At 62.4% G+C, this 22,711-nt stretch carries 22 protein-coding genes, 1 tRNA gene and 1 riboswitch; of the genes, 9 read left to right on the forward strand and 14 right to left on the reverse strand.

Annotated features, from left to right (window positions below; genetic code table 11):
* Positions 1–248: 248 nt before the first annotated feature.
* The 4 genes from AYM40_RS13600 to AYM40_RS13615 all read right to left on the reverse strand — a co-directional run bounded on the left by AYM40_RS13600 (position 249) and on the right by AYM40_RS13615 (position 3,983).
* Positions 249–797 carry a nucleoside deaminase gene (locus AYM40_RS13600; RefSeq protein WP_063496670.1) on the reverse strand — a complete coding sequence of 183 codons (549 nt, stop codon included), beginning with the start codon at positions 795–797 and terminating at the stop codon, positions 249–251.
* Positions 798–847: 50 nt separating this feature from the next.
* Entirely contained in the window at positions 848–1,978 is a 1,131-nt protein-coding gene (locus AYM40_RS13605; RefSeq protein WP_063496671.1) for a BMP family ABC transporter substrate-binding protein, read from the reverse strand.
* 221 nt (positions 1,979–2,199) lie between these two features.
* Entirely contained in the window at positions 2,200–2,508 is a 309-nt protein-coding gene (locus AYM40_RS13610; protein WP_063496672.1) for a helix-turn-helix domain-containing protein, read from the reverse strand.
* A 41-nt stretch (positions 2,509–2,549) separates the two neighbouring features.
* Positions 2,550–3,983, reverse strand: coding sequence for a PLP-dependent aminotransferase family protein (locus tag AYM40_RS13615; protein WP_063496673.1), 1,434 nt, complete (start codon positions 3,981–3,983; stop codon positions 2,550–2,552).
* Positions 3,984–4,152: 169 nt separating this feature from the next.
* On the opposite strand from AYM40_RS13615, the gene AYM40_RS13620 reads away from it, so the two are divergent.
* The gene (locus AYM40_RS13620) at positions 4,153–6,486 is read left to right on the forward strand and encodes an FdhF/YdeP family oxidoreductase (RefSeq protein ID WP_063498008.1); all 2,334 of its coding nucleotides are present in this window, start codon (positions 4,153–4,155) and stop codon (positions 6,484–6,486) included.
* 70 nt (positions 6,487–6,556) lie between these two features.
* Here AYM40_RS13620 and AYM40_RS13625 read toward each other — a convergent pair whose 3' ends face one another.
* From AYM40_RS13625 to AYM40_RS13635, 3 genes are all read right to left on the reverse strand, one after another.
* A complete protein-coding gene (locus AYM40_RS13625) occupies positions 6,557–7,060 on the reverse strand; it encodes a M48 family metallopeptidase (RefSeq protein ID WP_063498009.1) in 504 nt (167 codons plus the stop codon).
* A gap of 84 nt (positions 7,061–7,144) precedes the next feature.
* The gene (locus tag AYM40_RS13630; RefSeq protein ID WP_063496674.1) at positions 7,145–7,789 is read right to left on the reverse strand and encodes a hypothetical protein; all 645 of its coding nucleotides are present in this window, start codon (positions 7,787–7,789) and stop codon (positions 7,145–7,147) included.
* A 427-nt stretch (positions 7,790–8,216) separates the two neighbouring features.
* Positions 8,217–8,301: transfer RNA gene (locus AYM40_RS13635), tRNA-Leu, on the reverse strand.
* 182 nt (positions 8,302–8,483) lie between these two features.
* Between AYM40_RS13635 and AYM40_RS13640 the strand changes: the two genes are divergently transcribed.
* The 6 genes from AYM40_RS13640 to AYM40_RS13665 all read left to right on the forward strand — a co-directional run bounded on the left by AYM40_RS13640 (position 8,484) and on the right by AYM40_RS13665 (position 14,466).
* Positions 8,484–9,539, forward strand: coding sequence for a LacI family DNA-binding transcriptional regulator (locus AYM40_RS13640; RefSeq protein ID WP_063496675.1), 1,056 nt, complete (start codon positions 8,484–8,486; stop codon positions 9,537–9,539).
* Between the two features lie 162 nt (positions 9,540–9,701).
* A complete protein-coding gene (locus tag AYM40_RS13645) occupies positions 9,702–10,781 on the forward strand; it encodes an ABC transporter substrate-binding protein (RefSeq protein WP_063496676.1) in 1,080 nt (359 codons plus the stop codon).
* Complete coding sequence (locus tag AYM40_RS13650) at positions 10,778–11,602, forward strand: ABC transporter permease (RefSeq protein WP_063496677.1); 825 nt, start codon at positions 10,778–10,780, stop codon at positions 11,600–11,602. Before AYM40_RS13645 ends, AYM40_RS13650 begins: the two co-directional genes overlap by 4 nt.
* 32 nt (positions 11,603–11,634) lie before the next feature.
* The gene (locus AYM40_RS13655; protein ID WP_063498010.1) at positions 11,635–12,549 is read left to right on the forward strand and encodes an ABC transporter permease; all 915 of its coding nucleotides are present in this window, start codon (positions 11,635–11,637) and stop codon (positions 12,547–12,549) included.
* Positions 12,546–13,592 carry an ABC transporter ATP-binding protein gene (locus tag AYM40_RS13660; RefSeq protein ID WP_063496678.1) on the forward strand — a complete coding sequence of 349 codons (1,047 nt, stop codon included), beginning with the start codon at positions 12,546–12,548 and terminating at the stop codon, positions 13,590–13,592. Before AYM40_RS13655 ends, AYM40_RS13660 begins: the two co-directional genes overlap by 4 nt.
* A 46-nt stretch (positions 13,593–13,638) precedes the next feature.
* Positions 13,639–14,466 (forward strand): phosphodiesterase, encoded by an 828-nt coding sequence (locus AYM40_RS13665; RefSeq protein ID WP_063496679.1) that lies wholly within the window; start codon positions 13,639–13,641, stop codon positions 14,464–14,466.
* Positions 14,467–14,484: 18 nt separating this feature from the next.
* Here AYM40_RS13665 and AYM40_RS13670 read toward each other — a convergent pair whose 3' ends face one another.
* Positions 14,485–14,970 (reverse strand): DUF2569 domain-containing protein, encoded by a 486-nt coding sequence (locus tag AYM40_RS13670; RefSeq protein WP_063496680.1) that lies wholly within the window; start codon positions 14,968–14,970, stop codon positions 14,485–14,487.
* Between the two features lie 174 nt (positions 14,971–15,144).
* Here AYM40_RS13670 and AYM40_RS13675 point away from each other — a divergent pair, with 174 nt between their 5' ends.
* Positions 15,145–16,347, forward strand: a complete 1,203-nt coding sequence (locus AYM40_RS13675; protein WP_063496681.1) for an MFS transporter — start codon at positions 15,145–15,147, stop codon at positions 16,345–16,347.
* Positions 16,348–16,638: 291 nt separating this feature from the next.
* Here AYM40_RS13675 and AYM40_RS13680 read toward each other — a convergent pair whose 3' ends face one another.
* The 6 genes from AYM40_RS13680 to AYM40_RS13705 all read right to left on the reverse strand — a co-directional run bounded on the left by AYM40_RS13680 (position 16,639) and on the right by AYM40_RS13705 (position 21,468).
* A complete protein-coding gene (locus AYM40_RS13680) occupies positions 16,639–17,211 on the reverse strand; it encodes a ferritin-like domain-containing protein (protein ID WP_063496682.1) in 573 nt (190 codons plus the stop codon).
* 217 nt (positions 17,212–17,428) lie between these two features.
* The gene (locus tag AYM40_RS13685; RefSeq protein WP_063496683.1) at positions 17,429–18,358 is read right to left on the reverse strand and encodes an EamA family transporter; all 930 of its coding nucleotides are present in this window, start codon (positions 18,356–18,358) and stop codon (positions 17,429–17,431) included.
* A 364-nt stretch (positions 18,359–18,722) separates the two neighbouring features.
* On the reverse strand, positions 18,723–18,971 hold the full coding sequence (locus AYM40_RS13690) for a pentapeptide MXKDX repeat protein (protein ID WP_063496684.1): 249 nt from the start codon (positions 18,969–18,971) through the stop codon (positions 18,723–18,725).
* A 124-nt stretch (positions 18,972–19,095) separates the two neighbouring features.
* Positions 19,096–19,899 carry a molybdopterin-dependent oxidoreductase gene (locus AYM40_RS13695; RefSeq protein ID WP_063496685.1) on the reverse strand — a complete coding sequence of 268 codons (804 nt, stop codon included), beginning with the start codon at positions 19,897–19,899 and terminating at the stop codon, positions 19,096–19,098.
* Positions 19,900–19,941: 42 nt separating this feature from the next.
* The gene (locus AYM40_RS13700; protein ID WP_063496686.1) at positions 19,942–20,580 is read right to left on the reverse strand and encodes a cytochrome b/b6 domain-containing protein; all 639 of its coding nucleotides are present in this window, start codon (positions 20,578–20,580) and stop codon (positions 19,942–19,944) included.
* A gap of 45 nt (positions 20,581–20,625) precedes the next feature.
* Complete coding sequence (locus tag AYM40_RS13705) at positions 20,626–21,468, reverse strand: DUF1223 domain-containing protein (protein ID WP_063496687.1); 843 nt, start codon at positions 21,466–21,468, stop codon at positions 20,626–20,628.
* A gap of 462 nt (positions 21,469–21,930) precedes the next feature.
* Here AYM40_RS13705 and AYM40_RS13710 point away from each other — a divergent pair, with 462 nt between their 5' ends.
* Positions 21,931–22,341 carry a GreA/GreB family elongation factor gene (locus AYM40_RS13710; RefSeq protein ID WP_063496688.1) on the forward strand — a complete coding sequence of 137 codons (411 nt, stop codon included), beginning with the start codon at positions 21,931–21,933 and terminating at the stop codon, positions 22,339–22,341.
* 154 nt (positions 22,342–22,495) lie between these two features.
* A riboswitch (TPP riboswitch) is annotated at positions 22,496–22,614 on the forward strand.
* Positions 22,615–22,711 lie beyond the last annotated feature (97 nt).

Consider the following 22,711-nt stretch of genomic DNA (forward strand, 5'->3'; position numbering starts at 1 on the left):
GAATTTGCATTCGATGGGAGGATTTTAGGGAAATCGGCGGCGCGGATAAATACCAGGAACGCGAAGGCACTTGTCCGTCAAACCGAACAATCGAGTCTGAATGCCTGTGGCAGTGGGGTCAGATTGCGGGATTAGGCCGCCCGGCGAAATGGGTTTGCTGCGCCTGCGCCGTAGCCGTGGCCGGGGGCGCCGATGGCCACGGCCGCAGGCGTCAGGGCAGTCTGGCGCGAGCGTGCGCCGCCATAGCGCTACCTGCCGCGCCAGAACCGCCGCTGCACCTCCATCACCTCCCCCTCCACCTCGGCCACTGGACCGATCACCTCGACGGGTTTCTGGCAGTGGTCAAACACATAGCGGCAATCCACGCTCATGGTCGGATTCTCGGCATGATCGCCGGTCGCCTCCAGCAAGCGCTTCTCGGTCATGCCAAACACGACGCGGCCGATATTGGCCCAATACATCGTGCCGGCGCACATGCAGCAAGGCTCGACCGATGTGTACAACGTACAGCTCCACAAGTACTCCGGCGTGAAATTCAACGCCGCCACGCGAGCCAGCACCGACTCGGCGTGATTCACCGTGTCGACATTGCCCTGCTCCATCAATACGGTCTCCTGATCCGGGCCGACCAGCACCGCGCCGAACGGATGGTGGCCCAGCAGCGTCGCCCGCTCGGCCACCCGGCTCGAATGCCGCAGATGCCGCACGATCTGCTCGTGAGTCGGCGTTAGACCCTGCGGCGGATAGGTCGCCGCCACGCCTGCGGCGCCGGTATCGGTCGGGACGGTAAGACTCACGGGCGATCTCCTTTAATCTTTAGTAGGAGTTAGGCGAACCAGTCAATTCATCACTTCGGCAGCGAACCGTCCACGCCTTGCACGAACCAGTTCAAACGCAGCAGTTCCATATCGCTCAAGGATTTTCCCGCAGCGACCTTCACCGTGCCGGACTGATCCACGATCGGACCGGCAAACGGATTGAGCTTGCCCGAGATGATGTCGTCACGCGTCTGGTTCAACGCCTTTTGCGCCGCCGGCGACACCGCGTCCGTGTTGATGTCGGCCAGATCGATCGCCTTCTCTTTCAGCCCCCACCACACCGGCGAGTTGTTCCACGTGCCCGCCATCACCTGCTGCACCAGATGCGTGTAATACACGCCCCAGTTGCTCACGCATGCGCCCAGTTGCGCATTCGGCCCGAACTTCTTCATGTCGGAGTCCCACCCGAATGCATGCACTTTCTTCTGTTCGGCCGTTTGCATTGTCGCCGTCGAATCGGTGTTCTGGATCAGCACGTCGGCGCCCTGGCCGATCAGCGTCTCGGCGGCCTGCTTTTCGCGGCCCGGGTCGAACCAGCTGTTGATCCACACAACCTTCACGCGCGCCTTCGGGTTGACCGAGCGCGCACCCATCGTGAACGCGTTGATGTTGCGCACCACCTCCGGCACCGGCACCGAACCGACAAAGCCGAGCGTGTTGGACTTTGTCGTATAACCCGCGACCAGCCCAGCCAGGTAGGCGCTCTGGTAGGTCCGCACATCATAGGTGGCGAAGTTGGCGGCCTTCTTGTAGCCGGTCGCATGTTCGAACACGGCGTCCGGGAAGTCCTTGGCGACCTTCAACTCGAAATCCTGGAAGCCGAAGCTCGAGCCCACCACGATCTTGTTGCCCTTGGACGCCAGCTCGCGAAACACGCGCTCCGAATCCGCCGACTCCGGCACGTTCTCGATGCGCGTCACTTTGATCTTGTCGCCGAATTTCGCCTCGACCTCTTTCACGCCCTGCTCGTGCGCATAGGTCCAGCCGGCGTCACCGGGATTGCCGAGGTAGACAAAGGCGATGCCGAGCGGTTGCGCGGTTGCGGCTGCAGCCGCCCCGGCGCTGAACGCGAGGGACGCGCCGAGCGCTGCGCCGAGAACGGTCCGGACGGTTTTGATGCGTAATGAGTGATGCAGCACTCGCGCCAGCTTTGCTTTCATGAATTCTCCGAAGATAGTTTCCAGGTTCCTGCCACAGCGCTCGGGATTGTCCCGAGCAAGGCTCCAGCATAAGGGGCCATATTCGAAGGTCAATTTCAGAGGAAAAATTATTATTCGTTATCTCGCCCATAACGAAATCTGTATTTTGGTCGCGGACAGACATGTTCGACATCTTCGAACGAGTACATCGGCAAAGCCCTCGCGCCGAATTCGGCCGCAGCTCAATGAACCGGTGGCATTGGGCCGGCCGGTTCATCGTCTGGCGGACCGTCCTCGCCGAACAGCGCCGCACACAAGCCCAGGCCGATCTCGCTCAGGCGCGCCGTCCCCGTGCCTTCCTCGGTGAAGGTGGCGTCCACCAGCCCGCCGTCGACCAGCGCTGTCAATTGCCGCCGCAAGGCGCTCATCGGCACGTCCGCCTGCCTGGAAAGCCTGGCGAGCGACCACGCGCCGCCAGGCGTTTCCTGATACGCGCGCCACAACTGCGCCAGTATGGCGACCAGCACCGAATCGAGTTCTTCGTCTGCCATCGTGATGTCTCCTCGCTTTTCTCAAGCGCTACCAGGCCCCATCAAGCCATCCGCGCCACCAGATCGCCCAGCGTCTTCAATGCCGCCTCGGTTTGCGCCGTCCACGGATAGCTGTAATTGAGCCGGATGAAGTGGCGAAAATCGTCGCGCATCGAAAACATCATGCCCGGCCCGATCGTGATGCTGCGTGCGAGCGCCGCCTGATAGAGCCGCATCGAATCGACACGTTCGGGTAATTCCACCCACAGCACGTACCCGCCTTGCGGCGCCGACATGCGCGTGCCCGCCGGAAAAAACCGCCGCACCATCGCCGTCATGATGCTCGCCTGCTGCCGGTAGACCTTGCGCACATGCCGCAGATGGCGATCGTAGCCGTCCTGCCTCAAGTAGTCGGCGACGGCGACTTGCGGCACCGAAGGCGTAGTCAGCGTGTTGAGAAATTTCAGCTTCTCGACCTGCGTGCGATAGCGCCCCGGCATGGCCCAACCGATCCGGTATGACGCGGTCAGGCTTTTCGAAAACGACGCGCAATGCAGCACCAGCCCCTTGGTGTCGTAGTTCTTCAAGGTCGACGGCCGCGCCTCGCCGAAGTACAACTCCTGATAGACATCGTTCTCGATGGCAGGAATCTCGTGCGCAGCGAGCAGTTCGACCAGTTGCTGCTTGCGCGCGTCGGGCATCTGGAAACCGAGCGGATTCTGGAAGTTCGGCATCACCATGCACGCGGCGATCTTCTGCCGGGCGATGACCTGGGCCAACGCCTCGATATCGATGCCGTGGACCGGATGCGTCGCCACTTCGATGGCGCGCATGCCGAGACGCTCGATGGCGTGCAGCATCGCGTAGTAAGTCGGCGACTCGACGGCGACCGTATCGCCCGGCTTGGCGACCGCCTGCAAACTGAGGTTGATCGCCTCCGTGGCACCGAGCGTGATGATGATTTCGTCCGGATCGACCGGCACGCCGTTCTCGGCATAGCGCCGCGCGATCTGGCGGATCAGCTCCGGATTGCCGGGCGGCAAGTCGTCGATCAGGTTCCAGCTCGCGTGGCGCCGGGCGATCGCATTCGCGTACTGGTTGATGCGCCGCCATGGGAACAGCGACGGATCGGGGTACGGCGAGCCGAGCGGCACGGCGTCGTGCGCGCGGATGCTGCGCAGGGTCGACAGCACGAGGCGGCTCACGTCGACCGCAGCGGCCACTGGTGGCGTTTGGGCTGCCGGCTGGCGGCTCAGACGCGGCTCGTCGAGCGCTGCCGCCGTCGCTACCGCGTCGCGCACGAAATAGCCCGACTGCGGACGGGTCTCGACAATCCCCCGGCTTTCCAGCAACGCGTACGCGTGCAGCACGGTCTTGATGCTGACGCCGTGCTGCTGGCTCGCCTGCCGCACCGAGGGAATCCGCTCGCCCGCCGCGAAAACGCCGCGGCGCACGGCTTCGGTCATTTCATCGGCGAGTTTTTCGTACAGTTTCAAGGACCTGGCTCAAAAAAGGCGTGGGCGGAACCGCCAGTCTATGACGAATAAACTGCAACTGTATCCCTCCGCTTTCCGATTTTCTGTATGCTGCGCCGCTTTTGGAACACAGTAGGCTTCCATGCATCGGCATAAAAGCCTCGTCCAGGCCATATCCGGCCGCAAGATCATGAAGAAACCCGAAGCTCGCATCGAACCGTATACGCACCCCGCCGCTGGCTGGGGCGCGCTCAAATATGTCGCCATCAACCTGATCAAGGAAAAGGTGACGGGCGGCAACTACCGCACGCTGCTCAAACAGAACCAGCCGGACGGCTTCGACTGCCCAGGTTGCGCGTGGCCGGATCGCGAGCATGCGTCGACCTTCGAGTTCTGCGAGAACGGTGTCAAGGCCGTGGCAGCCGAGGCGACCAGCAAGCGCGTCACGCCGGTTTTCTTCGAGGAGCACACGGTCGAAGAACTGATGGCGCAGTCGGATTTCGAGTTGGAACAACACGGCCGCCTGACCGACCCGCTCGTCTACGACGCCGTGCGCGACCGTTACGTGCCGATCGGCTGGGACGAAGCATTCGACCTGATCGCCGATCACCTGTTGCGGCTCGACAATCCCGACAGCGCCGCCTTCTACACGTCGGGCCGCGCCAGCAACGAAGCCGCGTTCCTGTACCAGTTGTTCGTGCGCATGTACGGCACCAACAATTTCCCCGATTGCTCGAACATGTGCCACGAAGCGACCAGCCGCGGCTTGCCGCACACGGTCGGCATCGGCAAGGGCACGGTGACGCTCGACGATTTCGAGCACGCCGATACGCTCCTGATCTTCGGCCAGAATCCGGCGACCAACCATCCGCGCATGCTCGGCGAGCTGCGCGAGTGCGCAAAGCGCGGCGCGACCATTGTGTCGATCAATCCACTGAAGGAACGCGGCCTGGAGCGTTTTGCAAGCCCGCAACATCCGGTCGAAATGATCACGATGGGCAGCACGAAGATCAGCTCCGTGTTCATCCGGCCGAAAGTCGGCGGCGATTTCGCGCTGATCAAGGGCGTCGCCAAACGCGTGATCGAACTCGACGACGAAGCGTCGGCCTCAGGTCTCGCGCGCGTGCTCGATGTCGCGTTCATCGCCGAACACACGGTCGGCTTCGATGCGTTCGCCGACGATTTGCGAGCCGAAAGCTGGGACACCATCGTCGCCGAATCAGGCGTGCCGTTTGAAGACGTGCTGAAGCTCGCCGACATCTACGTGAAGGGCCGCGCGGTGATTTCGACGTGGGGCATGGGCCTCACGCAGCACAAGAACTCCGTGCCGACGGTGCAGATCCTGTCGAACCTGATGATGATGCGCGGCAATATCGGCCGCCGCGGCGCGGGCCTGTGCCCGGTGCGCGGGCACTCGAATGTCCAGGGCGACCGTACAGTCGGCATCGAGGAAAGACCGACTCAGGCGTTTCTCGATCGGCTCGGCGAAGTCTACGATTTCGAGCCGCCGCGCGAGCATGGTCTCGACGTCGTCAACACGATCCAGGCGATGCTCGACGGCAAGGTGAAGGTGTTCATCGGCCTCGGCGGCAACTTCTCGATCGCGACGCCGGACACGCCACGCACATGGGACGCGATGCGCTCGTGCGAGCTGACCGTGCACATCACGACCAAGCTGAACCGCAGCCACCTCGTGCACGGCCGCGACGCGCTGATTCTGCCGACGCTCGGGCGCACTGAAATCGATCTTCAAAATGGTGTGGCGCAAGGCGTGAGCGTCGAGGATTCGATGAGCATGGTGCACATCTCGTACGGCATGAACAAGCCAGCCTCGGCGAATCTGTTGTCGGAGATTGCCATCGTCGCGCGCATGGCGCACGCCACGCTCGGCAGCAGCAAGGTCGATTGGCTCGCTCACGCAGCAGACTATGCGTTGATTCGCGACGGCATCGCGCGGGTGATCGAAGGCTTCCAGGATTACAACGAGCGTCTCAAGAACCCGGGCGGTTTTCACCTGGGTGTGGCGTCGCGCGAGCGGATCTGGAAAACACCGAGCGGCAAGGCGCAATTCCTGGTGCATGCGATCGACGTCGACACGCCGATTCACCAGGCGCGCGCAGAGCACGGCGAACGTCTGATGACCTTGATGACGACGCGTTCACACGACCAGTACAACACGACGATCTACGGCCTCGACGACCGTTATCGCGGCGTGTATGGGCAGCGGCGTGTGCTGTTCGCCAACAAGGACGATCTCGCGATGCTGGGTTTCGTGGCGGGCCAGCGCGTGGATATCACGAGCGTGTGGGCCGATGGGATCGAGCGTCACGCGGCTGGGTTCCTGCTAGTGGAGTACGACATTCCGCGTGGGTGTCTCGGCGCTTATTATCCGGAAACCAATCCGCTGGTGCCGCTGTCTTCGGTCGCCGATGGGGCGGGGACGCCGACATCGAAGTCGATTCCGGTGTTGTTGACGGCGTCGGCGGTTGGGACGGCTGAGAGGGTTGAAGCCGTTGCTGCTTGACGGCCGACCGTTGCCTTTGTTTGCGAGTTTCGCGGGATTCGGATCGAACGTGAATCTCCAGGCTTGACGTTCAGGTCTGATCTTTCTTCAGATCGCGGTACGTGAGATACAAGCGCAGATCGAATTCAATCTGGTGGTAGCCTGGTTGCATGAACTCGCAGAGGCGGTAGAACGCCTTGTTATGGTCGCTTTCCTTCAGATGAGCGAGTTCATGCACGACGATCATTTTCAGGAATTCCGGCGCGGCATCCTTGAATAGCGAGGCGACGCGGATTTCTTTTTTCGCCTTCAGTTTGCCGCCTTGCACACGCGAAATGCTAGTGTGAAGCCCGAGCGCATGGCGCACGACGTCGAGCTTGCTGTCGTAGGCGACCTTGTCGATTTGCGCGCCGTTGCGCAGGTGTTCGCGCTTCAACTGCGCGCAGTATTCGTATAGCGCCCGGTCTGTTTGCACTGCGTGCGTGCCGGTGTACCGCTTCGCGAGGTAAGGGCCTAGTTGCTCGTCGGCTATCAGGTGTTTCACCTTCTCTTGCAGATGTGCAGGGTAGCCGGTCAGGTATTTCAGGTGTTGCATGGTGGGGTTATTTGCGAGTGGCGACGGCACGGGCCGCATGCCTCGCTGCAAAGGCAGCGGGATGCGGATTCGCGTTGAGCCGAACTAACTGCGATTGGCTTCGCAATCCGTCCAGAGCCGCAGCGGATCCCGATGAAGCGGATACTGCTTGTCGAGCCAAGCTGACAGTCGGGCCCAATCGGGGTGGTTAGTCCCGGTCTGAGCAGACCACGTCGACGACCTCTCGAGAATCTGTCCGTTCTCGCGATCACGGACAAGCAGACTGCCGAGACCGCTCGAACTGTTCTCCTGCGATTCGACCCGATACCGCGGCAGCAGTCTCACTTCAGCATCCCCTGCCCAGCCGTACACAGCCCGAACCACGCCGCTCGCGTCCCGCAACTCCACCGCACCGCTGGCCGGCCGAATCGCAGCCCAACCTTCGGGAAATTCCGCGACAACCTCATTGCCGCTTTCACGGACCCATTTCATACGCCAGGCCCGCTCCATCGACTCGCGCACGTGCGACACCGACTCATACCCCGGAGGCAACTCGATCGCTGCAGGCAAGGTAACGAGATTGTCTTTCCAGAGCGATGCTTCGTCACGCTCACGTCTTGCGGATGTTCGGGCTGTTTCTTCGCCGAACGGGTTATCGGGCCGGCTAGCCGAATGGGCATCGCTTTGCTGCAGGTCGGGGAAAAGACCGTCTGCATCGCGACGCGTTCGTTTCGGTTTTCCGTTCTTCATGGATCTCTCCGCCAAAAGGCATGCTCAAAAACAATCAATTTACATTAATCGTGAGCTTGGGGTATCTCTGTCGGCCTCTTCGCCGCCGAGGGCCGATGTGGCCTGTCAACGCGGCCATCCGTCACGATAGGCGACTACGTGCAGGCCCAAGTGACGGACAAAGGTTCGACCTGGAAGGATGGCAGGAAAAGAATGTTGACTCTCAAGAAGTGGGCACCCGAATATGCCGAACAGGACGCTAACGACTTGCATGCGTGGTCGACCAGGTTCGTCGGCTACATGTGGGCGAGCGCCGACCATATCGGCAGGCCTAAGCGGCCGTTGGCAAGATCGGGCAGAAGAGGGGAAATCCGGTTTAAGGCAAAAAAGCCCATACCGCACAGATTCGCCGGGAATAAGCAAAATCGCGAATCCTTTGCTGGGCGGGTGGTGCCGGGGACCGGACTTGAACCGGCAAGCCGTAAGGCGGCGGATTTTAAGTCCGCTATGTTTACCAATTTCATCACCCCGGCAGGGGTACGACCGCACGTGGACGCGAATTCTACCATTGCCGGTCGAGCGCACCAAACCGCCACAATCCCGCCGCGCTCCACCCTCACCTTCGCCCGCCAGGGACAAAAATTGGAGTCATCCTCAAGTCACAAACGTTCCCGATAATCCGCTGGCGAAAACGTTTACATGACTAGCGGAAACCATGACCCCAACGATCAAAGATGTCGCCGCCCACGCGGGCTTCTCCATCGCCACTGTCTCGCGCGCGATCAACGCGCCGCATACCGTGAACCCGGTCACGCTCGACAAAGTGCGTCAAGCCATCGACGCCCTTAATTTCCGCCCCAGCCCGCTAGGCCGGCAGTTGCGCGGCGAGCGCACGCGCCTGATCGGCGTGATCCTGCCGACGATCGCCAATCCCGTGTTCGCCGAATGCCTGCAAGGTATCGACGAGCTCGCCGCGGCGCAAGGCTACCGGCTCATGCTGATGACCACCCAGTACGATGCCGACCGCGAACGCCATGCCATTGAAACGCTGCGTGAACATCGCGTGGAAGGCCTGATCCTGACCGTCGCCGATGCCGACACGCATCCGCTGCTCGACGAGCTCGACCGCGCCGGCCTGCTCTATGTGCTGATGCATAACGACACGGTGCGGCGTCCGTCGGTCTCGGTCGACAACCGCCTCGCCGCGTTCGATGGCGTACGCATGCTGATCGCGCACGGCCATCGCCGCATCCTGATGCTCGCAGGCACGCTGGCCGCCTCGGACCGCGCCCGCCAACGGCATCTCGGCTACGCGCAGGCGATGCAGCAGGCCGGCCTCACCCCCGCACCCGCGCTCGAAGTCGATTTCAACGCCGACGAACTGTCGCCGTCCGTGCTCGCTCATCTAACCAGCGGCCCGAACCGCCCGACTGCCCTCTTCTGCAGCAACGATCTGCTCGCCATGGTCGTGATGCGCGGCCTGCGCCGTGCGCGCCTGCAGATTCCGCGCGACATGTCGATTCTCGGCTTCGACGGACTCGCCATGGGCGAATTGCTGTCGCCGCCGTTGGCAAGCGTCTGCGCGCCGAATCGCGAGATCGGCTGCGCCGCCTGGCGGCGTTTGCTGACCCGCGTAACCGGCACCTACGAAACACTAGGGGAAACGTCGCTCACGCTGACGTTGCCCCACAGCTTGCGCGAAGGCGCCACCATCGCGGCGATTTCGAACCACGACGAAACTTCGGCGGCGGCCGAGAAGCCGTTTGCTTAGTCGCTTGCGTAAGACGTACGCGCGCTCCGGGCCGGTTTGCCCACACTGTTTTTATGAACGGTTTTCACAGATCGTTTGGAAACATCCCTTGGCAACACCCTATTTGCGTCATCTACTCCGAACCCCGAACCTCCCGCTCTCTTCCGCACCAGGAGACTCGCAGTGATCCGCTTATCAACACGCGTTGCTTCTTCGATCAAGCCGCTCTGCCGCCGCCTCGGCCGCACGGCAGCCACCGCGTTGTCGGCCGGCATGATCGTCACCGCAGCGCTCGCCGCCCTCGCGCCGCAAGCAGCCCATGCCGACGAAACCGCGATCTGCTACAACTGCCCGCCCGAATGGGCAGACTGGGCGAGCCAGATCAAGGCGATCCGGCAAAAGACCGGCATCCGTGTACCGTTCGACAACAAGAACTCCGGCCAATCGATTGCGCAACTGATGGCCGAGCAGAAGAGCCCGGTCGCGGACGTGGTGTATCTCGGCGTGTCGTCGGCGTTCCAGGCGAAAGACAAAGGCGTCATCCAGCCGTATAAGCCCGCGCACTGGGACGACATTCCGGCGAACCTGAAGGACCCGCAAGGCTACTGGTTCGCAATCCATTCAGGCACGCTGGGCTTTTTCGTCAACAAGGACGCGCTCGAAGGCAAGCCGGTCCCGCGTTCGTGGGCCGATCTCCTGAAGCCTGAGTACAAAGGCATGATCGGCTACCTCGATCCGTCGAGCGCGTTTGTCGGCTACGCGGGCGCGGTCGCGGTGAATCAGGCGCTCGGCGGCACGCTCGACAACTTCGAGCCGGGCCTCGACTGGTTCCGCAAACTGAAGGCCAACGCACCGATCGTGCCGAAGCAGACCGCCTATGCGCGCGTGATGTCCGGCGAGATCCCAATCCTGCTCGACTACGACTTCGACGCCTACCGCGCGAAGTACAAGGATCACGCCAACGTCGAATTCGTGATTCCGAAGGAAGGCACGATCTCGGTGCCATACGTGATGAGTCTCGTGAAGGGCGCGCCGCATGAAGCGAACGGCAAGAAGGTGCTCGATTTCGTGCTGTCTGACGAAGGCCAGAAACTGTGGGCCGATGCCTATCTGCGTCCGGTGCGCGCGAACGCAATGAGTCCGGAAACCGCCGCCCGATTCCTGCCCGCAAGCGACTATGCCCGCGCCAAGCCGGTCGACTTCGGCAAAATGGCCGGGAAGCAGTCGAGCTTCGGAGAGCACTATCTACAGGTGATGCATTGAACGATGTCACATTCCCGCTGCGCTGGCGCATCGCATTGATCGCGCCGGCGCTGGCGGTTTTCATCGCGTTCTGGCTGCTGCCGATGGGTGCGCTCGCACAAATCAGCGGCAACGGCAACGCGTTCGCAACCTATCGCGCGATGCTGACGAATCCACGCTACATGTCGAGCCTCGGCGCGACCGTCGTGTTGTCCGCAGCGGTCACGGCGGCGACGTTGGTGCTTTCAGTGATTGCCGGTTTGCTGCTGGCGCGCCGTGAGTTTCCACTAAAGCGCACGCTGCTCGCGCTGCTGACGTTTCCATTGGCATTCCCAGGCGTCGTGGTCGGCTTCATGGTGATCATGCTCGCCGGACGCCAGGGTTTGATCGGCGCGTTGTCGTTAAAACTCACCGGCGACCGCTGGGTGTTCGCTTACTCGATGAGCGGCCTCTTTCTCGGCTACCTGTACTTCTCGATTCCCCGCGTGATCGTCACCGTGATGGCGTCGGCGACCAGGCTCGATGCCTCGCTCGAAGAAGCCGCGCGTTCGCTCGGCGCATCGCCATGGCGTATCACGCGCGACATCGTGTTGCCTGCGTTGTCGCCAGGCTTGATCGCGGCGGGCGCGGTATGTTTCGCGACCGCGATGGGCGCCTTCGGCACCGCCTTCACACTCGCCACCGACATCGACGTGTTGCCGATGACCATCTACACCGAGTTCACGCTGAACGCGAACATGGTGACAGCCGCGGGTCTCTCGATCGTGCTCGGCATCGTCACGTGGGCCGTACTGGCGTTCGCTCGCAGCGTGAGCGGCTCGGCTGTCGCGGCAAGCGCATGAGCGGTGTGTCCAAACCCGATAGCAAGACGTCGATGAACTCCATCAGTGCTCCCCTTCAGCCAGCTGCCAAGCCGCGCCCGCGGCGCCTCAGGCTGCCCACGTCACGCACCTGGCTGGCAGCCGGTCAGTGGCTCGTTACGCTGCTGCTGTGCGCATTTCTGATCGTGCCGGTCGTGATGTCGATCATGGCCGGGCTCACAGTCAACTACTTCAAAGGCGTATCGAGCGGACTCACGCTGCGCTGGCTCAGCGAAGTGTGGACGCAGTATCACGGCTCGGTATTTCTCTCGCTCGAAGTGGCCGCGGCGACCTTGCTGGTCACGCTGCTGACCGGCGTGCCCGCCGGCTACGTGCTGGCGCGCAGCAAGACGCGGCTCTCGCGCATCATCGAAGAGTTTCTGGTGCTGCCGATCGCCCTGCCAGGCCTCGCTTCCGCGCTTGCGCTGCTGGTGGTCTACGGCGGCTTCACGATGTTTCGCATGAGCGTCGCTTTTATCGTCGTCGGGCATGTGGTGTTCACGCTGCCGTTCATGGTGCGCGCGGTTGCTGCCGTATGCGCGAGCAGCGACCTGCGCACGCTCGAAGAAGGCGCGGCGAGCCTCGGCGCGAGCTTCTTTCAACGCTTCGTCACGATCGTGCTGCCGAATGCGCGGCCAGGGATCGTCGCCGGTGCGCTGGCGGTGCTGACGCTCTCGATCGGCGAATTCAACCTGACGTGGATGCTGCACACGCCCGACACCAAGACGCTGCCGGTCGGTCTCGCCGACACCTATGCGTCGCTACGCATCGAAATCGGCAGCGCCTACACGATTCTGTTTTTCATCATGACGATGCCGCTGCTCGTCGCGATGCAATGGCTCGGCGTCGATGCGACCGGCCAGCGCAGCGCGGGGAAAAAGCGCACCGCCGCCTCCCATTCGAAGTCTGCACCGACGTCCACGCCATGAAACTCGACTCCGTTCCCATCACGCTCACGCAATGCGCGAAAACGTTCCGCGGCACGCGTGTGCTCGAACCGCTCGATCTGCACATCGGCGCCGGCGAGACACTGGTCCTGCTCGGCCCCTCCGGTTGCGGCAAAACCACCACGCTGCGCATGATCGCGGGCCTCGAAACACCCGATGCCGGCGGCTGCATCGCGTTCGGCGACGAAGACGTCACGGCGCTGCCAATTGAAAAACGCCAGGTCGGCATGGTGTTCCAAAGCTACGCGCTGTTTCCGAACCTGACCGTGCGCGGCAACATCGGCTACGGACTGAAGATCAAACGGGTGCCGGCTGAGACCGCGCGGCAACGCGTCGACGAATTGCTCGCGATGATGCGTCTCACCGCCCACGCGGACAAGCCGATCGATCAGCTTTCGGGCGGCCAGCGTCAGCGCGTGGCATTGGCGCGCGCACTCGCCGTGCAACCCCGCGTGCTGCTGCTCGATGAACCGCTCACCGCGCTCGACGCGCGTTTGCGCGACACCTTGCGCAGCGAGATGAATACGCTGCTGCGTGAACTGGGCATCACGACCGTCTACGTGACCCACGACCAGGCCGAAGCGATGGAACTCGGCGACCGCATCGTCGTGATGAGCGCCGGGCGCATCGAGCAGATCGGTTCGCCGCGCGACATCTACTACCGTCCGGCGAATCGCACGGTCGCGCAATTCGTCGGCACGATCAACCGGCTGGCCGGCGAGCGGCGCGATGGCCTGCTGACGACAACCGGCGGCGCTGTACCGCTGCCCTCAGGCCCCACGAGCGCAAGCACGGCACACGAATTTTTCTTTCGTCCCGAAGACGCGACCCTTGCCGATCCGGCTAACGCACAATTGCGCGGCCATATCGAAAGCACGGCGTTTCTCGGCGAGCGCACCCGGCTGACGATCGGCGGCGCCGCACCGGACGCTTTGCTGATCGACGTCGCGGGCCGCGTAGAACTCGCGCGCGGCACGCCGGTCGGGATTTCGATCGCGCAGGACGCGCTGATTGCGCTATCGTAATGAGATAGCGCTGTGTTTTTAGCGCACTATAAAAGAGGACCTCCCCATGCTGCTGGCTCAAATTAGCGACCTGCATATCAAACGGCACGGCGCGCTGGCTTACCGCCGCGTCGACACCGGCGCCTATCTCGCGCGCACTGTCGCCGCGCTCAATGCGTTGGAGCCGCGCCCCGACGCTGTGATCATGACCGGCGACCTCGTCGACCAGGGCGATCCGGAGCAGTACGAGCACCTCAAAACCCTGCTCGCACCGCTCGAGATCCCCTACTTCCTGATGGTGGGCAATCACGACGAACGTGCTGCGTTGCGCGCGGCATTTCCCGATCGCGCCGAATTGCACAGTGGCGGCGAGTTCGTGCAATACGCGGTCGATGTCGGACCGCTGCGGGTGATCGCACTCGATTCGATGGTGCCGGGCGAAAGCGCCGGCAATTTGTGCGACGCACGTCTCGCGTGGCTCGCGACGCAACTCGATGCCGCACGAGGCAAGCCGACGGTGGTCGCGTTGCACCATCCGCCGTTCGTTTGCGGCATCGGGCACATGGATGAATTGCGGCTCGATCCCGTTGCCGCCGACAAGCTCGCCGCGTTGATCGCACGTTATCCGAACGTCGAGCGGGTGATCTGCGGCCATGTGCATCGGCCGATGTTCGTGCGGTTTGGCGGCACGATTGCGTCGGCGGTGCCGGCGCCCGCGCATCAGGTCGGACTCGATCTGCGCGAGGATGCGCCCTCGGCATTCGTGATGGAGCCGCCCGCCTATGCGCTGCATCGCTACGATCCGGCGACGGGCATCGTCACGCATCATGCGTATGTCGACAAAGCCGATGGGCCGTATCCGTTTTACGAATCTGAAGGCGAGTTGATCGATTGACGATGCCGCCGCGCCGCTTCAGGCGGCGACAAAAGTTTGCTGTACGCGCCGGGACAGCCTGAAATACGGTATCCCGAGCGCGGCGGCCACAACGGCCTGAATGAAGCCATCGAATGGAATGGCGATGGCGATACCAATGGCGTGGGTCATGTGCTCGCCGAGCAGATAGGCGATGGTTCGCATGACGACGATGGCCAACAGCCATGCCTGCACCTGTACTGGAAAGCGTGCGGATTTACGCCGCGCAAGCAACGCGAGCCAGCCTGCGCCGGCAACGATGAACGACCCGATGATCACGTCGCAGCCGACCATCGCGATCACGGTGCGATACCAGCCGTGTGTTTCAGGGCGCACGAATACCGCCAGCAATTCCCATTCGAGCATGAGTTTGAGTGGATCGCGCAATGCGACTGCGGTTGATAGCGCCCATGCGGCGAGGCAGATCAGGGCGACGAGCAGCCAGCCGCTGATTCGTCGGGTTTCGGGTTTCGAGCTTGTGTTCATGAAATCGGTCACGTGATGGATCTTATTGCGCGCGCCGATTCTACGAACGAAAACCGAACGACCATCTCATTTTGTCTGCAAGGCTCGGCTGCCGTCAGCACGATCCTCCCTGCTCCGGTATGATCGGCACGCTTGAGGGCCGCGCATGGGCCGGTCCATCGACAGTCCCCTCTCATGTCCACATCCGACGCTTCTACTCCCGCTTCCGCCGACCGGTCGTTGCGCGGCTTGCTGCTTCTGCTCGCGACGATTGCCGGTGTGGCAGTCGCCAACATCTATTACAACCAGCCTCTGCTCGACGATTTCCGGCAGTCGTTTCCGAACGGCGCGTCGTGGGTCGGCGCGGTGCCAGCCATGACGCAGCTCGGCTATGCAGCCGGAATGCTGTTGTTGGCGCCGCTCGGCGACCGCTTCGATCGCCGCCGCCTGATCCTGTTGCAGATCGCGGGCATGTGCGTTGCGCTGGTGCTGGCGTCGGCGGCGCCGACGTTGTCCGTATTGATTGCCGCCAGCCTCGCGATCGGGGTGCTCGCCACCATCGCGCAGCAGGCGGTGCCGTTCGCTGCCGAACTCGCGCCTGCGTCCGAGCGTGGCCATGCCGTTGGCACGGTGATGAGCGGACTGTTGCTGGGGATTTTGCTGGCACGGACTGCGGCGGGCATTGTCGGCGAGTACTTCGGCTGGCGCGCGGTGTTCGGCGCTTCGGTCGTCGCGCTGCTGGTGCTGGCGGTGGTGATCATCATGCGTCTGCCGAAGAGCAGGCCGACGTCGACGTTGCCGTACGGCAAGCTACTGGTCTCGATGTGGCACCTGGTGGTGGAGCATCGCGCGCTGCGTGAAGCGTCGTTGACCGGGGCGGCGATGTTCGCGGCGTTCAGCATTTTCTGGTCGGTGCTGGCGTTATTGCTGGCGGGCGCGCCGTTTCATCTTGGGCCGCAGGCCGCCGGCTTATTCGGGATCGTCGGTGCGGCCGGCGCGATGGCCGCGCCGCTCGCCGGCAAATTTTCCGACCGACGCGGACCGCAGGCGATCATCACGGTGTCGATTGCGCTGGTGGCGATTTCGTTTGTTGTTTTTGCCTTGTCGGCGAAGAGTATTGCTGGATTGGTGATTGGTGTGATCATCCTCGATATTGGTGTGCAGGCTGCACAGATTTCCAATCAATCGCGGATTTATGCGCTGAAGCCTGAAGCGCGGAGTCGCGTGAATACTGTTTATATGGTGGCTTATTTTATTGGTGGTGCTGTCGGGTCGGGGGTCGGCGCTTTGGTTTGGCCGACGTTTGGGTGGCTTGGGGTGAGTGTCGCTGGGGTTGGTTTTGCCGGGCTGGCGGCGTGGAATCATTTGAAGCGTCCCGCCACGTCCGGTCTACGCTGATACATGAGCTGGGGTTCTGGAGCAAAACGCGCACCGCCAATTATCGGTCTGGTGTCCGTGCAACAGGATTGCTCCAATGCAGACTTTGTAATGACCTCCGGCAGCGCCTCAGCCGAAGATGCAGAACCACAGCGGTAAAAGTTGCAGAGATTGCCGGCGCGGGAAACCATCCAGACCCGCCAGCACCGGCAATCTCCACCCGAACAAGCGCGGCAGCGCAAGCGGCCATTCGCGTTGCGGCCAACCGGCGCCTCTCGCCCCCTGGCTTTCAACGTCCGCTTTTCGACCGGGTTACTCGCGGCCCTCGAGCAGATCGGCCATGTCGTCGGCATGCTCTTCTTCGACAGCGAGGATTTCTTCGAACAGACGGCGCGTCGTCACATCCTTCTCGCCGAGATAACGCACGATCTCACGATACGTATCGATCGCAATACGCTCGGCGACCAGGTTTTCGCGAATCATGTCCGTCAGATTGCCGCCCTCCTTGTATTCCGAATGCGAACGCGTCGTCAGACCATCCGGTGCAAAATCCGGCTCGCCGCCAAGTTGCACGATACGCTCGGCGATGCGGTCGGCGTGCTCCTGTTCTTCCGCCGCATGCTCCGCGAACTCGGCAGCCACCGCCTCGGAGTTGATGCCCTTGGCCATGAAATGATGTCGTTTATAGCGCAACACGCAGACGATCTCGGTGGCCAGAGAGTCGTTGAGCAGTTTCAGCACCGTGTCACGATCCGCACCATAGCTTTGCGTGACCGGACCATCCGACATGTGCTTACGCGCGTCGTCGCGGATCTTTTTGATGTCCATCACGAACGAATCGCTGAATTGAGATGCTGCGCCTTGGGTGCCAGAAGACTTCGCCATTGAAATTCTCCTTTATCGAGTGTTGGGGAATTGCGTATCCCGCACGAATCGCGCCTGATACGCCGGCGTAAGGACGGCGTATTCGTCTACGTTCGGAATACACCGAGCTGGCGACTCTCCTTGTTGGTATCCGCGTAAAGAGACCCTGAGGCGAACCGGACCTCGCGGAGAAACTCAAGCGTGCGACCGGCAGCCGACAGCAAGCCACCGCCGCTCTTCAGGCGAGCCCCTTCTTCCGGTAATCGAACCAGAAAGACAACCCTACGCTGGCCAGAATCACGATCGTCGCGATCACCGTCGAATGCGTAACCGGCTCGCCGAGCAACACCGCACCGAGCGCCACCGCAACCACCGGATTCACGTACATGCAACTGCTGGCGATGATCGGACTCGTATGCCGGATCAGAAAGCCGTACGCGACATAGGCGGCCATCGTCCCGATCAGCATCAGGTAGACGAAGGCCAGCACCGGCAGAAAATGCACTTCCATCATCCGCTCGCCCGATACCCAGGCGACCATCGTCGACATCGCGCCACCGAGGCCAATCTGCAACGACGTCGATAGAAACAGGTCCGACGGCAACTTCAGCCGTCCGGCCAGATGCGCGCCGCCTGCCCAGAAAAGCGCACCGCACAGAATCGCCAGGCTGCCGCCCGCCGATCCCGGCGCGCTGTCGCCGTGACTCAGGATCGCGATGCCCACCAGTCCGAGGCCAACCGCGAACCACTCGCCTCTGCCGATCTTGCGCCCCGCCACCGCCGCGATCACCGTCGCGAACAGCGGCACGGTCGCAACCATCACGGCCGCGGTGCCGGTGCCGACGGTGCGCATGCCGTAGGCGAGCATGCCGCTCGACAAGCCGACCAGCATCGTGCCGACAAGGCCGGCGTTGCGGATTTCACCCGCGCTCGGCCAGACCGGATTGCGGCGCGCCGCAAAGATGAAGAGCCCTACCCCGGCAAACAGATTGCGCAGACCTGAGAGCAGCAAGGGCGGAAACGAACCGAGCGCGACGTGCACGGCGAGATAGGTCGAGCCCCACACGAGATAAACGACCGCGAGCGCGAGCGCGATCTGCCCATTGCGGGACTGCGGCAAACGGATCGGGAAACCACGCGAAAAACGGCTTGGGAGTTGCGGCGACATGCGTTCAATCCGCCCATGCCGCTCGAGGTGCTGCGCCCCCGCTGAAGACCCTGTGGCGGGATGGCGGACACCGCATCGGCGATGCGGTCTGACGGGCGAGGCTGGCGGACATGTCGGTGGAACGGAAAGACGATAGATGGCCAATGGGGCCACAACGCCGCGGCGGTCGATCGGAATCGATCCGCGGCTGACACGCGCCAAATGTTCGGCGCGCACCGCATTATGCAGTAAGCGCCCACCGCATCGATTGAAAGAATCGTAACTTTTTTGCGTGCTTGCAACAAAAAGCCGGGGACGTCCCCCGGCTTTTGAGCCGCCCGTGATTCCGGCGCTCAAGCTATGCAAGCGGCATCGCCGGCCACGTTCAGTTGGCCATCGCGCCCGACGCTTCGTGCTTCATGCCCGTCGCGTCGTTGCCCTTTTTCATCTTGTCGTGCTTCATCGTGTCCTTCTTCATGCTGTCCTTCGACATGGTGTCTTTGGACATCGAATCCTTCGACATCGTGTCCTTCGACATCGCATCGTTGGACATTGCGCCGCTTGCCTGAGCGAACGCGGCGCCGCCGCTGGTCAGGAGGGCGACGGCCATTGCTGCGATTGCGAACTTTTTCATGGGATGACTCCGTTTCGTTATGGATGGTGAATCTAAACCGGCTTCCAGGTGATGCCGGGGTATTTCCGAAGCTTCTGCCGCCCGGGGTCGCGCATCCGTCTGTGCAAGCGCCGACCCGCGCGCGTCAGGAGCCTCCGAACCAGTTGTAGCCCTGGTCGACCCAATAGCCGCCGGGGAACGTGTTGGTGACGAACATCTCGACGATGTGCTTCGGATTCTTGTAGCCGAGCTTGGTCGGCATGCGCAGCTTCATCGGAAAGCCGTATTTCGCGGGCAGGCGCTCGCCGTCGTACGAGAACGTGAGCAGCGTTTGCGGATGCAGCGCGGTCGGCATGTCGATGCTTTCGTAGTAGTCGTCGGCGCATTTGAAGCCGACGTACTTCGCGCTCGTGTCCGCGCCGATGCGCCGCAGAAAATCGGCAAACGGCGTGCCACCCCAGCGGCCAATCGCGCTCCACCCTTCCACGCAGATGTGCCGCGTGATCTGCTCGGCATGCGGCAGCGCGTACAACTCGGGCAAGGTCCAGACACGCTGACCGGTGACGAGGCCGCTGATCTTCAGCTTGTAGTCGGAGGCGTCGACATCGGGCACGTCCTCGATGCCGTAGAACGCATTGAATGGAAACGGCCGCGTGATCTGCGCTTCGGTGTAGGTCGGCGCGAGTTGTTTCGGATCGAACAGTGCGGCCTGCGCGCGGTCGTTCAGACGCGATACGGCCGTCAGGAATGCGTTGACCGAATCGTTGTCGGTGAGCGAGCAGCCGGTCAGCATCGACAGGCCGCCGAGCGTCAGGAGCCGCTTGCCGAACAGGCGCCGCGACGGCATCGCGAGTTCGCGCCGTGCATCGATCAGGATCGATTCGCGGTCAAGCTGATTGTCAGGCCTAGGGGCGAGCTTTCGACCGGGTTGTGTATCGGGCGTGGTCATGATTCGATGTCCTTAAGCTTTGCGTTTCCGTGGATCAGCGGTTTAGCGTCCGCGCAGCATCGCCAGCAGCGAACGCGGCACGAGGGCCACCATCACCAGATGCACGGCGATGAACGCTGCCATCAGTGACATGGCGCAGAAATGGACGACGCGTGCGTTGTCGTAGCCGCCCATCAACTCGCGCAGCAGCGGAAACTGCACGGATTTCCAGATCGCGAGGCCCGAGAGCACCAGCACGATCAGATCGCAGACGACGAACACGTAAGCGAATTTCTGCACCGCGTTGTAGACGCGCAGATCGGCGTGCGAGAGCTTGCCGGTCAGCGCGGCGACGAAGTCGTGCAGCACGGCGCGCGGCGAGAGGGGCAGAAACTTGCGCACGAAGCGCCCGCTGATCAGGTTCAGGGCGAGATACAGCAGGCCGTTGAAGACCAGCAGCCACATCGCCGCGAAGTGCCATTGCAGCGCGCCGCCGAGCCAGCCGCCGAGCGTGATCGCCGTGGGGAACGTAAAGCTTTTGAAGATCGGCGACGCGTCGTAGATGCGCCAGCCGGACAGCATCATCAGGATGGCTGCGAGTGCGTTGAGCCAATGCGTGACGCGCACCCACACCGGATGAATCGTGCCGCTCTTCGGCGTGGCGGGCGGAGCGGTTTCGCTGAGAGCATGAGGCGTTGCCATGAGAATCTCCGATTGAATGGGGGCGCTGCGGGGGGCGTCGCGCGATCAATTGCAGGCGGCCAGTTCGCCCACTTGCAACACCTCGCCGGTCGCGGCGTTTTCGACGAAAGCGACGACGCCGAAGGTGTCAGCCGGCGCGTTGGCATCGGCATCGTCGATGCGGATATCGCGGCGGATTTGCGCGTTACCGGCAACGAGCGGCACCGGGCCGATCCATTGCCGCACGACGCGTTCGTGATGCAGCATTGCGCCGCTGTTTTCCCCGGCTCTGACCTGCGAGTTCAACGCGTTCTGGTAGACCGCGACGTAGGCATTCAGTGAGCCCGTTGCGTCCGCCGCCTTGCTGGTGAATTGCGCATCGACATTGAAGGCACCCTTCGCCTCGTGTTTCAGTTCAAGCGCCACGTTCGCCCGAGCGGGTTCGGCGACGACCTGGCCGACACGGCTCTGAAAACTGTCGCGTTGCGACCAGCTGCGCAGTTCGCGGCCCGATACGAAGACCTCAGGCGTGTAGATGGTGTGGCCGCCGGAGAGGTCGGTGAGGGTTTGCTGACGTTCGGTAAAGCGATGCTGCGAGAAACGGTCGGTCCAGCCGAGGCTATTCCAGTAGTCCACATGCAGGGCCAACGGCACGATGCTTTGGGTTGCGCCGCTGTTTTTCCACTGGCTCAGCCAGTTGTCGGCGGGCGGGCAACTGCTGCAGCCTTCGCTGCTGTACAGCTCTACTAGCGCTACGCGGTGGGATGGGCTGTGCGACGCGCATACGGCAGCGGCTGCGCTTGCCAGACCGCTGGCCGAGAGGATCGCGAGCGCTACGGCCAGCGCGATTACGCGGGTGAGGTAGCGGGTGGCATACCGGTTCGCGTAGCGGGTTCGTGCGGTTTGCATGGCGTGCTCCATCAGGATCTGCACGTTTGTCGGACCACGAGGTCACTTATGACAGCCTATTCTGATTTTTATTCTGGCTTGGGATGTTCGCCTAGGGTCTCGACCGTTCCATGAACGATTAAGGAGACACCCGGGCCGTGCTAACATTCACCTTTCGATTGCGTCGGTCAAGCTTTCTGTCCGGCGCGCCCCCAACACCTTCCGTTATCTGCCGGCTACCCCGATGCGCTTTCCGTTCTCCCGTGCCCTCACCCGCTTGCGCCCCCGCCGCGCAACCGGTTGCGCACGCGCGGACATTGCCCCGCCTCACGCCGGCCAACCGTCCCGAACGCTCCCGCTTCTCGCCGCCCGGCGCCCGATCTGACGTTGCTCCTTCCTTTGCCGGAGCCGCGTCGTCGGGCTCCGGGCCGATCTCATCCGCACGCAGTCCCCTTACATGCAGATCGAAATGGAGAACCCATCATGAAAAAGACGAAACCCTGTTACCTCACCGAACTCGACGTCGCCCGTCTTGAAAAGCACGCAGCCGCGCCCGGCGCCGACGCCAAATTGCAAGACATGCTCGACGACGTCCTCGAACGCGCTGTGATCGTCGAATCGCGCGACATCCCGGCGAATATCGTCACGATGAATTCGCAAGCCACCCTGGTCGACGAAACCAGCGGCGAGCAGATGACCTGGATCGTTGTCTATCCGCCCAACGCGGACTTCGCGCACGGCCGCCTGAACGTGTTTTCGCCGGTCGGCCTTGCGCTGCTCGGCGCCAAACGCGGCGAACGCATTCGCTTCACACCGCCGAGCGGCACGGAAAAAGTGCTGAAGCTCGAAAAGATCCTGTTCCAGCCCGAAGCCGCCGACGATTTCACGCTGTAAGCGCAGCACATTCGCGACGCGGAACTGCTGCGCCGCACCATCCCCGGCAGCCCTATCACAATAAGAATAGTGCGTAGCTGACGGGCGTTATCTCCGACATCTGACTTTTTCAAGACGGGTTGCCAAGCACCGCCCGGGCGGTGTATCGTGTGCGCTGCTAACGCGGGGGTCCTGCGTCGCACGGAGGTCGGAGGTCCGTGTTGCGTGGGTGAGAAATACCCTTTGAACCTGATCTGGATAATGCCAGCGCAGGGAAGCGTACGGATTTCGCACCTGACCTACTGTTTCATCCCTCGCGAATCCGCCAACTTCCGTCTCGTCTCCTGCTTAGCGGCCCCACACATGGGACCGGAGTGCGTGCTTTGCATGG

The organism is Paraburkholderia phytofirmans OLGA172, assembly GCF_001634365.1.
GTDB lineage: Bacteria > Pseudomonadota > Gammaproteobacteria > Burkholderiales > Burkholderiaceae > Paraburkholderia.